The sequence below is a fragment of the Paenibacillus sp. EKM212P genome (assembly GCF_011066115.1).
Lineage (GTDB): Bacteria > Bacillota > Bacilli > Paenibacillales > Paenibacillaceae > Paenibacillus > Paenibacillus polymyxa_B.
Genome location: NZ_JAAMNR010000004.1, coordinates 1 through 14,070, shown reverse-complemented (window position 1 = coordinate 14,070; position 14,070 = coordinate 1). Strand labels below are relative to the sequence as shown.

Here is a 14,070-nt window from a genome sequence, read left to right as displayed (position 1 = left end):
GAGGATACCTATGCATAAGGAAGAAGTATTCGATATTGTTAAACGTTGTATTCGTGAAGTGCTTCCTGAATTACAAGATCACACGTTCGAGTATAGCGATCGATTGGTGGATTTGGGTGCAGATTCAGTAGATCGGGCCGAAATTGTAAACAAGACGATGGAAACATTATCTCTTAATATTCCGCGTGTCGAATTGTCCGGCGTGAAAAATATAGGGGAATTGACAGATGCACTTTATGCGAAATTATGAAAAATTATGAAAAGTCTGAGTTAGTCGTTACGGGGATTGGCGTGACTTCGGCGATTGGGCAGGGGAAGGCTGCTTTTGCCTCGGCGTTGTTCAAAGGGCAGCATGCATTTGGCGTCATGCAGCGCCCTGGCAGAAGAGGCGAAGCTTCATTTATAGGTGCGGAGCTGCCAACCTTGTCTTATCCGAAGGCATTATCCAAACGAATGTTACGTACAGCATCATTTTCGGGGCAGGTGGCCATGGTAACCCTTCAAGAAGCCTGGAATGATGCCCAATTGGATAACGTTGATCCTAGCCGTATTGGACTGGTGGTTGGAGGCTCCAATTTTCAGCAACGGGAGCTATTTCAGACCTATGAGGCCTATCGGGAAAAAATGTGCTTTGTACCGCCGACCTATGGGGTTTCCTTTATGGATACTGATTTGTGCGGACTATGTACCGAACAGTTCGGCATTCAGGGGTTAGCTTATACCGTCGGTGGTGCATCCGCGAGTGGACAAGTCGCAATCATTCAAGCAATTGAGGCCATTCAAGCAGATCGTGTTGATGTTTGTATTGCAATGGGGGCATTGATGGATATTTCGTATATGGAATGCCAGGCATTGCGGTCCTTGGGAGCGATGGGAAGCGACCGATATGCCGATGAACCTGCAATGGCGTGTCGACCATTTGATCAGTCGCGGGACGGGTTCATCTATGGGGAATCTTGCGGGGTTGTAGTCATAGAACGGGCCGATTCTGCTGTGAGGCGTCGGGAGAAACCTTATGCCAAACTTGCAGGATGGGATATGGGAATGGATCGAAACCGGAATCCCAATCCCTCTTACGAAGGCGAAGCCCGAGTGATTAGAAGAGCTTTGGAGAAAGCAAAGCTACTACCGAAAGAGATTGATTATATTAATCCCCATGGGACAGGCTCGGTTGTTGGAGACGAGATAGAAATAAAGGCATTACAGGATTGTAAATTGTCACATGCCTATATCAATGCAACCAAATCTATTATCGGTCATGGCTTGAGCGCGGCAGGAACGGTTGAAATTGTGGCTACTCTTTTACAAATGAAAGAGTCGAGACTTCACCCTACCCGTAATTTGGAGGAGCCTATCCATTTGGACTGCAATTGGGTGAAGAATGAGCCAGTACCAGCAATTATTCACAATACCATGAATCTGAGCATGGGGTTTGGTGGAATCAATACTGCTATTTGTATGCAAAAATGTGAGTCGCGTATTTGAGAGAGGGGGACGATTATGGTTGTCGTGGGAATTGAGGCAATGAACGTTTTTGGTGGCTCTGCCTATCTGGATGTTATGCAATTAGCCCAACACAGGCAATTGGATCCTGCAAGGTTCGAAAATTTATTAATGAAAGAAAAGGCGGTTGCCCTGCCTTATGAAGATCCAGTTACCTTTGGAGTAAATGCGGCAAAACCGCTGGTGGACGCTCTTTCAGAAGCGGAAAAAAACCGAATCGAAATGCTTATCACCTGTACAGAATCAGGTATTGATTTTGGGAAATCAATCAGTACATATATTCACCACTATTTGGGGTTGAATCGGAATTGCAGATTATTTGAGCTCAAGCAAGCCTGCTATTCCGGTACTGCAGGACTCCAAATGGCGGTGAATTTTATTCTTTCTCAGGTCTCGCCAGGAGCAAAAGCGCTTGTAATTGCCAGTGATATTTCACGATTTATTGCTGCTGAAGGCGGGGATGTCTTGAGTGAGGATTGGTCTTATGCTGAGCCCAGTGGAGGCGCAGGGGCCGTGGCAATGCTCATTAGTGAAAATCCTCATGTTTTTCAAATCGATGCAGGCGCTAATGGATATTACGGCTATGAGGTGATGGATACTTGTCGGCCGATTCCAGATAGCGAGGCTGGGGATGCAGACTTGTCTTTAATGTCCTATCTGGATTGTTGCGAGCAAGCGTTTTTGGAATATCAAAAACGGGTGAAAGGAGTGGATTATAAAGATACCTTTCAGTATCTTGCCTTTCATACTCCTTTTGGCGGAATGGTAAAAGGAGCGCATCGCACGATGATGCGAAGGTTGACTCAATCCAAACCAAATGAGATTGAGGCAGATTATTTACAACGTGTTAAGCCTGGATTAGCGTATTGCCAACGTGTCGGAAATATTATGGGGGCGACTTTGTACCTCTCCTTGGCAGGTACGATTGATCAGGGTACATTCGATGCTCCAAAGCGAATCGGCTGTTTTTCCTACGGGTCAGGCTGCTGCTCTGAATTTTATAGCGGGGTTGTTATGCCGCAAAGCCAGGAACATCTGCGGCGTTTTGAAATCGAGCGTAATTTGAATGATCGCTATCAGTTATCTATGGACGAATATGAATCCCTGCTAAAAGGCAGTGGCGCCGTACGATTTGGAACCCGCAACGCCAAGCTGGATTTTCAATTGATTCCGGGGGTCATAGCTTCCGGGAAAGGGAGACAGCGGTTGTATTTGGAAGAAATCTATGAATTCCACCGTAAATACAGGTGGGAATCATGAGTTATCAAACGATTCAGGTTCGGTTTCAAGAATCGATTTGTTATATTCGGTTTTACCGACCGGAGGCAAATAATACGATTAATAATACCCTCATCGAGGAGTGCTTGCATGTACTTGCACTGTGTGAGGAGTCGGTTACGATCGTAGTTTTGGAGGGTCTGCCAGAGGTGTTCTGTTTTGGGGCGGATTTTGAGGGAATGCGTGAAAAAGTGGAAAGTGGACAAGAACATGCAATGAGTCCAGAACCTATGTATGATCTGTGGTTAAAACTAGCAACTGGGCCTTATATCACGATTTCTCATGTGCGAGGAAAAGCAAACGCTGGTGGCGTCGGATTTATTGCTGCCAGCGATATTGTGATAGCTGACGAGACGGCACAGTTCAGCTTATCAGAATTGCTATTCGGACTTTTCCCTGCTTGCGTTCTACCATTTTTAGTCCGCAGGATTGGATTCCAAAAAGCGCATTATTTAACACTAATGACGCAGCCCGTTTCGGTTCAACAGGCCCATGTATGGGGATTGGTTGATGCGTACGATGCTCAGAGCGAGATGGTGCTACGCAAACATTTATTACGCCTCAGACGATTGACCAAGAAGGGGATCTTACGCTACAAGCACTTTATGGATGAACTCAACGATTTGCGTCAATGTAAACCACTAGCGTTGGCGTCCAATCAAGAGGTGTTTTCAGATTCTCAAAATCTTAAGGGGATTTTCCGGTACGTTGAAACGGGGCAATTTCCGTGGATGGACTGATGGCGTGCGCCACAAGATGGGGATGCAGGGGGGAAGAAGATCATAATGTCACAATCCGTGGTTGAATTACTTGAAATCGAGCGAGGCATTATTCAAGTGAAAATGCAAGATAGAGTTCATAAAAATACATTTACGCTTGAAATGACCCATGGACTAAGACAAGCGTTCAAGACGATCCAAGAAGATTCAACCTGCAAAGTCGTAATTCTAACAGGATACGATAATTACTTTGCCACGGGTGGGACGCAAGAGGGACTGTTGGCTTTACATGAAGGAATCTCGAAGTTTACCGATGAAAATATTTACTCTCTTGCATTGGGCTGTAAAGTTCCAGTGATAGCTGCCATGCAGGGACATGCGGTGGGCGGTGGCTTTGTAATGGGGCTATTTGCTGATTTTGTAGTCCTAAGCAAGGAAAGTGTGTACACGACTAATTTTATGAGATACGGATTCACACCGGGAATGGGTGCCACGTATATTATTCCTAAAAAACTAGGGTTCAGCTTGGGAGAAGAACTATTGTTAAATGGGGGAAATTATCGAGGCGTTGAACTGGAGAAACGGGGAGTTCCGTTTCCGACCCTGCCCCGCAAAGAAGTGATGGGCTATGTAATGGATCTTGCCCGGCAGCTAGCCGAGAAACCCAGATTTTCTTTAATCACGCTAAAGGATCATTTGGTTGCTCCACTCCGGGAACAGCTTCCCAAAATCGTAGAACAAGAGCTTATCATGCATGAGAAGACCTTTCATCAAGCGGAGGTTAAAGAACGAATTATCAACTTGTTTGGAAAATAACCAAATAGAGATTCGTTGAACGACTTTGCGGTTGTTCATGCGAACCAGCAACGAGTGTGAAAGAAGCATATAGCCTTCCTCATCACTCGTTTTTTCTTTGATATATTTTAGCAGGCAACTCCTGGCAATGCTTCAAACGTGAATAATAGCTCAAAATGGACAGGGTGATAAGCCTTTAGCTCATGTTATATAAACTTTGTGTTCTGAGGAGTTGGTGGAGAATGATGCGAAAACATGACCAAACATGGAACCTTGATATTCCGATCGCTTCTTTTATTGAAACTTGCGGGAAATTTCCTGAAAAAGAGTTATTTACGTTTGAGAAAGAAGGCCAGAGTCCTCAAATTCTTTCCGGAAATACGCTTCTACATCAAATACAGTCTTTGGGCAGTATCCTTTTGAAAGAACTAGCTGAGCAGGAACGGGCACTTCTTGTATTTCCTCAGGGCCTGGAATATATCAGCAGCATGCTGGCATGTTTTTATGCAAATATCGTGGCCATACCTACACCAATTACAGATTCGGAGCCGGATGAAAAAATCTTTGAGAAGATGATGCCTATTTATAAGGATTCCCAAGCCGTATGTATCATAACTAATACGGACTTCAAAGCATTTCTCCAAACACGGGAGGAGTTTAATTCAATCCGTATCCTGAATATTGATGAAATCTTTCAAGAAGACGCCGTTAACGTTGATATAGAAATGAGAATGCCAGTGCCGCAGGATACTGCTCTTTTGATGTATACATCGGGCTCAACATCCTTGCCAAAAGGTGTAATCCTTAGTCACAGCTGCTTGATGAATCAGGCCAAGGCCGAGCAATGGAGAATTGACCGGAATAGTCGTGTTGTTTCCTGGACGCCGCAATTTCATGCTTTTGGACTGCATAACAATATTTTAGTTCCACTTTTAAACGGGGCATCGAGCATTATTCTCCCGCCAGAAAGCTTCGCTAAAAATCCGGAAAATTGGATTCATATGATTGACAAGTATCAGGCTACCCATACGGCAGCGCCAAATTTTGCGTTCGATTATTGCTGCTCCACACTGGACATCGCTTCAATTAAGCAATATTCACTTTGCCATCTCCAAGCGATTATATGTGCAGGTGAGCCCATTCGGAAGGAAACTTACGAGAACTTCATCCATAAATTCCGGGCATTAGGGCTACGAGAGGATATATTTTGTCCCCTCCTTGGCTTATCGGAGCTGTGCCCCGTCGCCAGTATAAAACCAGGTCAGTCGATGAGATTCCTTAATTTAGATATCCCTAGCTTGGAGCAACGAAGAGTCCAATACACGGATGAGAAGAACAAATCGAAGTCCGTAGTGAGCTGTGGGGAGATTGAAGATCCGACGCAAATACGAATTGTTCATCCTGAAAGACATACACAATGCTTACCGGAGGAAGTCGGCGAGATTTGGATTAAATCTGCACGGATGGCAGAGGGATATTTAAACAGGAAGGAAGAAACGAATAGCACTTTTGAGGTAGCCCTTTCCGATACAAAAGAAGGCGGCTTTTTTCGTTCCGGGGACCTTGGCTTCATTGCGGATAATCATATCTATGTCATCGGCAGAGAGAAGGAAGTCATCATTATTCGTGGCAAAAATCATCATCCCGTCGATATTGAATGGACCATCCAAAAGAATATGCCAGAGTTGACCTTGCCCATCGCTGTATTTTCCTCTGAAATCAATGGTCAGGAAAAAGTAATCGTCGTACAGGAAATTGAAGCGCCCCTTCATGAGCAGGAATATAAACGGTTGGTCGAAAACATACTGAATGCCGTATCCAATACACATCAACTTGAAATTTACGATATCTATTTGCTGCTTAAGGGAAGTATACCCAAAACGGGAAGTGGGAAAATCCAAAGAAAGATCTGCCGCAATGCTTATATCAAACAAGAGCTTCAAGCACTTTATCAATATCGGAGTGGGTTTTCACCATCACATTCGAATATGGAAGAAGCCGCTGCAGAAAACCATGACGCTACCAAAAATGCCATTTCGTTGGTTCAGTCGAAGATTCAGGAGTATATAGTGCAATTTTTGTGTTGGGAACTGAATCTCAAGCACGAGGAAATGAATTTGAATACAAATCTTCATGGTTATGGCATCGATTCTATTCTTGTCATGAAGCTTATACGCGGCCTTGAGAAGTCCTATCCGATCAAGGTTAAAGCAAGAGAAATTTTAGAGAACCCGACGATTCAACTATTATCGGCATATTTAGCCCAAAAGGTTGAAGAAGATAAATCCACTGTACAGGTCAATACTGAGAAAAATTCGCTCAGTTTCCGAAGGAATCCGCTTTCTGAAGTTCAGAAAGGGTTGTGGTTATTACATAAAATGTCCCCTGAGATGAATGCTTACAATATACCAATATGCCTCCGGTTTAATACGAAGATTGAGATTGAGAGCATTAAACGGGCTTTTCACATCGTTTTAGAACAGTATCCTATTTTAAAAAGTGTGATTGAAGAGGAAAATGGGATACCTTATCAAAAGCTGCAGCCCACGCAGCCGCTTCATGTGCAAGTGGAGGATATTTCAGCCTTGGAAGTAGATAAGATTATTCCATTTATTAGCAATAAAGCAAAGCAACCATTCATGCTGGAACAGGATCCTTTGATGCGTATTTATGTTATGTCCAGATCTGAACAGGAACATTTCATACTGGTTGTCATCCACCATATTATTTTTGATGGAAGTTCTTTCGGCATGTTTATACAAAGCTTTTTAGATGCCTATAAGAACGTGGTACAGGGAAAGACATCGACAGTGTTGCCACCCGCAGCGAGCTACGGCGATTTTGTTAAATGGGAGCAAACGATGTTAGCGAGTGCAGAAGGGGAGAAGTATCGTTCCTACTGGACACAACAGCTGTCAGGTGCTTTACCGACCCTGGAGCTGCCATATGACCGCTCTGGTTTTCCGGCTCAAAGCATGGAAGCACAAACATATTCTAAACCGCTTCCGCTTAAATGGGTCAAACGGGTAAAGTCTTTTGCCCAAGCGCAATATACGAGCTTGTCTACAGTCTTGTTAGGTATATATACGGTATTGCTTAACCAGTATTCGGGACAGGAAGATATCATTGTTGGAATGCCAGTTATGGTGCGCCCGGAGCAGCGTTTTGATAAATTAATCGGCTATTTTGTCAATATGCTTCCAATCCGGAGTCAGATATCGGAAACAGAGACATTCCTAGATTTCATGAAAAAATTGCAGCTGACAGTAGTCGATGGAATGGATCATGCCTCGTATCCTTTTCCGGCTCTGGTCCGAGAATTGAATGTGCCGCGGATACAGACGAGCTCACCTGTTTTCCAAGCAGCCTTTTCTTATCAAAACTTCCTTCCAACTTCAAGCTTTCGGCAGCTTTGCAAGCCATATAAAGATATCTTTTTCGTCGAATTGGTTGAAGAAATTCATCAGGAAGGCGAATACGAGTTGGTATTGGAACTGCAAGAGCAGGAAGAGGAAATGATATTAAATATCAAGTATCGCTCCAATTTGTTCGATCATTCAACCATCATACAAATGGCAGAGCGTTATATAGAATTAGCGGAAGCACTTATGGAGAATCCCACTTGGCCCTTGGAGGAGCATTCGTTACTTTTACCAGAGGAAAAGGACATCATCCTTAATGACTGGAATGCTACCGGAACAATTCATCCTGATAAGTGCTTCCCTGAATTATTCGCAAAACAGGCAAGAAAAACACCTGAAGCTATTGCAGTTGTATATGAAAAGGAATCGCTTACCTATGGGGAACTAAAAGAAAAGATCACTTTGCTGGCCTTATATTTGCAGAAACATGGGGTAACTCCTGATACTCTTGTGGGGATTTGCATGGAACGTTCTTTAGATATGGTGATTGGGCTGTTAGGAATCCTGATGGCCGGTGGAGCCTACGTACCGCTCGATCCGGAATATCCGGAGGACCGATTGGAGTATATGCTTCAGGATTCCAAAGTTTCACTGGTCATTACGCAATCGGGGTTGTTGGAGAAAGTGTCACGTTTGGAAGGGAACAACGTTAGCTGTATTGTCCTTGATAAAGATTGGGATCATCTGAAAAGTGATGTGAAGGGTAGAAAGACAATCAAACGGGAAGTACAACCTCACCATTTGGCATATGTGATATATACCTCTGGAAGTACAGGGAAACCCAAGGGGGTCATGATTCCACATAAAGCGTTGACCAACTTTCTTATTTCCATGGGAGAGCAGCCCGGTTTAACAGCGCAGGACAAACTACTTGCAGTGACAACGTATTGCTTTGATATAGCGGGACTGGAATTATATCTGCCTTTGATTAAGGGGGCTCAATGCTATATTTGCACTTCCAAAAATATAAAGGATGCCGAAAGACTTAAGCGGGAAATTCAAAGAATAAAACCGACAATCATGCAAGCCACTCCTGTGACTTGGACCCTGCTCTTTCAAGCCGGCTGGAAGAACGAAGAGAACATGAAAGTTCTCTGTGGAGGGGAAGCCCTTTCGGAAACGTTGAAATCTTATTTTGTTCATAACAGCTGTGAAGCATGGAATATGTTCGGTCCGACCGAAACCACAATTTGGTCTACAATTCAAAAGATCAACGCAGATAAGCCTATTTCGATCGGTAAGCCTATCGCAAATACCCAGATTTACATTTTGGACAAACATCTTAGACCTGTGCCTGTCGGTCTTCCGGGAGAGCTTTTTATTTCGGGCAGCGGATTGGCCAGAGGTTATTGGAACCAGCCAGAGCTTACGGCTGAAAAGTTCATAGACAACCCATTCAATCCCGAAACCAAGCTCTACAGAACTGGAGATTTATGCAGGTGGCTTTCGGACGGCTCTATTGAGTATGTGGGACGGATGGATTATCAAGTGAAAATTCGCGGGTTTCGGATCGAGCTGAGTGAAGTTGAAGGTCAGGTCAGAACATATCCAGGAATCGATGATTGTGTTGTGATTGCCAAGGAACAGGGGGGGAATAAGCAGCTTGTTGCCTACTGTTTGCTGAACAATTCCGAGTCCGGTAAGCCTCCTCTCGATCCGAAGGAAGTGCGAAACTATTTAAAAACTTTCTTGCCCTATTATATGATACCCGCATTTTTTATAGAGCTAGATAAGCTGCCTTTGACCCCTAATGGAAAAATAGATCGAAAAGAATTAATGAATCGCAGGATCGAGTTAGCAACAACAAGAAAGATCCACTTACCACAATCGGATGTTGAACAGCAAGTTCTAACGGTATGGAAAAAACTTCTGAATGTTGATGATCTAAGTACAGATGATGCTTTCTTTGACGTAGGTGGGAATTCTTTTTCAGCAGCAGAGATGATCGGAAGGGTCAAGGAATTGTTGGAATGCGATATTTCGGTGACAGCATTGTTCAAGTATCCGACAGTTAAGGAACTCAGTGCCTATATTACAGAAACAAGAAGCGAGAATGTTGATTCTCAAACGGAACAATCACATACACCGGAACAAACAGATACTGCTGAGAATACAGCCTTACCGAAAATGGATTCAGGCGAAGACGACCTCAAGCCACCCTACCCAGATTATTTCGAGGATAGTCTCGCAATTATAGGGATTTCATGTCATTTTCCGGGGGCCAAAAACCATGCCGAGTTTTGGAGCAATTTGAGGGCAGGGGTAGAGAGTGTTCGCTTCTTTTCCGAGGAAGAATTGGTTGGATTAGGGCTGGAAAAAGAAATCGTCGGTAATCGAGGCTATGTTCCCGGACGATGCACGATTGAAGGAAAAGAGTATTTCGACCCTGAGTTTTTCAGTTTATCACAGAAAAATGCAGAGTTTATGGATCCTCAAATGAAATTGCTGTTGCAGCATTCATGGAAAGCCGTTGAGGATGCTGGCTATATTAGCAAAGAAATTCCTGATACCAGTGTGTTTATGTCGGCAAGCAGCAGCTTCTATCAAGCATTTATTCCCAATTTGGCATCGCAATCGCCTAATGTCCTGAAGAACGCGGATGAATATGTAACCTGGATCTTAGCACAGGGTGGGACAATTCCTACCATGATCTCTCATAAATTAGGATTTAAAGGTCCGAGTCTGTTTGTGCACTCGAACTGCTCTTCCTCATTAGTCGGATTGCGTCTGGCTTCGCAAAGCCTGCTATCTGGTGAAGCCAAGTACGCTTTAGTCGGAGCATCCACGATCTTTCCTTTCACCAGTTTAGGCTATGTGCATCAACCCGGCTTGAATTTCTCCAGTGATGGACATATTAAAGCCTTTGACGAGTCGGCAGATGGGATGATTGGCGGAGAAGGGGTCGGGGTTGTTCTACTGAAGAAAGCGACAGATGCCGTTAGAGACGGTGACCATATTTATGCGCTTTTACGGGGAGTAGGTGTGAACAACGATGGAACCGACAAATTAGGGTTTTATGCCCCAAGTGTCAAAGGTCAGGCTGAGGTTATTCAGAAGACGATAGAATCAACCCGAATTCATCCCGAATCTATCAGTTATATCGAGACGCATGGAACCGGAACAAAATTGGGCGATCCTGTTGAATTTGCTGCCTTAAATGAAACGTACAGGCAGTATACGACCAAAAAACAATTTTGCGGTATTGGATCGGTCAAAACCAATATCGGGCATCTGGATACTGCAGCAGGTTTGGCGGGGTGCATTAAAGTTGCTTTAAGCCTATACCATAATGAGATTCCTCCTTCGCTTAATTACGAAAAACCAAACTCTGATATCCATTTGCCCGATTCACCCTTTTATGTTGTTGATCGTCTCCAAAAATGGGAGAAGGCGTCGTCTCCTCACCGGGCGGCGTTAAGCTCCTTTGGAATAGGCGGAACTAACGCTCATGCCATATTTGAACAATTTGTAGCCAATGCTGAATCAGAACAATTTAAAGATCATTCTGCGAACGAAGATACTATCTATCTAATTCCATTATCTGCAAGGCATCATCATCGGCTTAAAGTGTATGCACAAGAGCTTTCAGATTTTTTGATAGCTTCTGAAGACATTAATTTGTCGGATGTATCCTTTACGCTTCAGACAGGACGAATGGCAATGAAAAACCGGGTAGCTTTTATCGTAAAGAATACGAGCGAGCTGGTACAAAAGCTCCAATCGTTCACGAATGAACAAGCACATATCGAGAACTGCTGGAGGGGAGAAAACAATCAGTCAAAAGATTCAGTGCAATTATTTGAACAGGAAGAAGGTTTCAAGGAATTAATGAGCAAATGGATTGCAAATCGTGAAATGAACAAGCTGGCAGAGTTGTGGGCCAAAGGTTTCTATATAGATTGGCGATTGCTATATTCCAATGTCATACCGAAAAGAATAAGTCTACCTACGTATCCTTTTGCACAGGAGCGTTGTTGGGCTCCAGAGGTTGAGGCCAGAGCAGTAAGAACCGAAACAGCGAAAGCGCCAGCGGTTACGAGTAGCTGTACACTGCTATTTGAGCCTGCCTGGGAGAAGCAGGACATACCGCTGGAAGTCGAAATCCCTGCCTATGATCGGCGAATGGTCTTACTTTGTGAGCCGGAAGAAGCTTTGCACGAGAAACTCGAAGCGAGCTTGAATGGAGCTACGCAGGTGCTTGCCTGTCGATCCGGGAAGAGCCGGATTGATGAACGGTTCCAGGGCTATGCTGTTCAGGCCTTTGAGAGCATCCAAAGTATGCTCAAAGACAAGCCGAAGGGAAGAGTATTGGTCCAGATTGTGGTGCGGAACTCTGGGGAAGGGCGGCTCTTTTCGGGGCTTTCGGGACTGTTGAAGACAGCCCGGCTGGAAAATCCAAAATTCATCGGGCAGCTGATTGAAGTGGATCAGGGAGAACAGGCGGAAGGCATCCTGGCGAAGCTGGAGGACAACAGTCGAAGCCCGATGGATGGCTGGATTCGCTATGAGGAAGGTCAACGGAAAACCGCTTGCTGGAGCAGGCTTGAAACATCTGGGCAAGAAGAGGGGCTTCCATGGAGAGACGGTGGGGTCTATCTGATCACCGGCGGCTCCGGCAGTCTGGGGCTGCTGGTTGCAGAAGAGATTACGCGGCAGACGCAAGCAGCGACCTTCATTTTGACGGGGCGGTCGCCGCTGGACCGAGACAAGCAGACGAAGCTTCAGGAGCTGGAAGCTTCAGGGGCCAGCGTGGTGTACAGGCAAGGCGATATCACCGACAGGAAGACGGTTATCGATTTACTGGACAGCATCGAGCAGGAATATGGACGTGTCCATGGGATTATCCACTGTGCAGGGGTGATTCAAGATAACTTCATCATCAAGAAAACAAGGGAAGAATTTATAGAGGTGCTGGGACCGAAGGTGAGCGGACTAGCCCATCTGGATGAGGCGAGCAGCGGTCAGGACCTGGACTTCTTCGTGCTCTTTTCTTCCATATCGGGCAGCCTGGGCAATCCGGGACAGGCTGATTATGCGACCGCCAATGCCTTTATGGACGCATACGCCGAATATCGGAATGCCCTGGTAGGGGCCAAGCAACGACGGGGGCAGACATTATCTATCCGCTGGCCGCTATGGAAAGAGGGCGGTATGCGGATCGATGCGGATTCGGAACAGATCATGACGCAAAACATGGGCATTACAGCCATGCAGACTCGGTCGGGAATGAGGGCGTTGTACCAAAGCTTGGCCTCCGGCAAGGAGCAGGTAATGGTCATGGAAGGAGAACCTGAGAAAATTGAGGCCTACCTGACGAAAGCCTTCTCACAGGCCGGCGTCCGTGCCATCCAGGCAGCTGTACCTAACCAGGCAAGCGTACCTATGCTGGATGCAGACTTGCTCTACGACAAAACTTTGCATTGTCTCAAGGTGCTGTTTGGAGAGGTGACCCGGCTGAGCGTCGGCAGCATTGAAACCAATGAACCGCTGGAAACCTATGGAATCGACTCGATCATGATTACCCAGCTCAATTCCAAGCTGGCGGGCTTCTTTGGAGAACTGTCCCAGACGCTGTTTTATGAGTACCAAACCTTGCGTGCTTTGACGGAATATTTTGTGGCGGAATACCCGCAGGAGTGTATGCAGTGGACCGGGATGAGCCGTGACATGCAGCCTGTAGAGGAAATACTTGCGGCACCGCTGTATGCCGAGGAAGAAGCCGTGCCGGCTGAGGCAAAGGCGGAAGCGAAGCCTGTCCGAAGCTTGGCCGGGTCTGTCCCTGCGGAAATGCGTGAACCGATAGCGATCATTGGGATGGCTGGAAAGTATCCCTGGTCCAGGGACATGAACGAATATTGGGAAAATCTAAAAGCAGGGAAGGACTGTGTCACCGAAATCCCGCGTGAGCGTTGGACGCTGGAAGGGTTCTTCCATCCTGATCCACAGGAAGCGGTGGTGAATGCAAAAAGCTACAGCAAATGGGGGAGCTTTATCGAAGGATTTGCAGAATTCGATCCGCTGTTTTTCAATATTTCGCCACGGGAAGCACTCGGTATGGACCCGCAGGAAAGGCTGTTCATTGAAGCCTGCTGGGAAGCACTGGAGGACGCGGGCTACACCCGGGAACAGCTTGCGGTGCGGCATAACCGCCGGGTAGGCGTATTTGCCGGAATTACTAAGACGGGCTACGAACTCTATGGGCCGGAATTATGGAAGAAGGGAGCGCAAATATTTCCCCAAATATCCTTTAGTTCGGTAGCGAATAGGATTTCGTACCTCTTTAATTTGCAAGGGCCAAGCATGCCGATCGATACGATGTGTTCGTCCTCGTTGACCGCGATTCATGAAGCCTG

6 protein-coding genes are annotated in these 14,070 nt (G+C 45.6%); all 6 read left to right on the top strand.

The annotated features are described in order from the left end of the window. Positions 1 to 10 precede the first annotated feature (10 nt). On the top strand, positions 11 to 250 hold the full coding sequence (locus tag G9G54_RS12545) for an acyl carrier protein (RefSeq protein ID WP_165178358.1): 240 nt from the start codon (positions 11 to 13) through the stop codon (positions 248 to 250). Further along, positions 247 to 1,485, top strand: a complete 1,239-nt coding sequence (locus tag G9G54_RS12540) for a beta-ketoacyl synthase N-terminal-like domain-containing protein (protein WP_165178357.1) — start codon at positions 247 to 249, stop codon at positions 1,483 to 1,485. Before G9G54_RS12545 ends, G9G54_RS12540 begins: the two co-directional genes overlap by 4 nt. A 15-nt stretch (positions 1,486 to 1,500) precedes the next feature. Next, the gene (locus G9G54_RS12535; RefSeq protein ID WP_069289930.1) at positions 1,501 to 2,763 is read left to right on the top strand and encodes a hydroxymethylglutaryl-CoA synthase family protein; all 1,263 of its coding nucleotides are present in this window, start codon (positions 1,501 to 1,503) and stop codon (positions 2,761 to 2,763) included. Continuing rightward, positions 2,760 to 3,521, top strand: coding sequence for an enoyl-CoA hydratase/isomerase (locus tag G9G54_RS12530; protein ID WP_165178356.1), 762 nt, complete (start codon positions 2,760 to 2,762; stop codon positions 3,519 to 3,521). The genes G9G54_RS12535 and G9G54_RS12530 overlap by 4 nt, the downstream gene beginning before the upstream one ends. A 45-nt stretch (positions 3,522 to 3,566) precedes the next feature. Next, positions 3,567 to 4,316 (top strand): polyketide synthase, encoded by a 750-nt coding sequence (locus G9G54_RS12525; protein ID WP_013310979.1) that lies wholly within the window; start codon positions 3,567 to 3,569, stop codon positions 4,314 to 4,316. Positions 4,317 to 4,537: 221 nt separating this feature from the next. Further along, positions 4,538 to 14,070, top strand: a 9,533-nt coding sequence (locus G9G54_RS12520; RefSeq protein ID WP_165178355.1) for a non-ribosomal peptide synthetase, incomplete at its 3' end; no start/stop codon positions are given.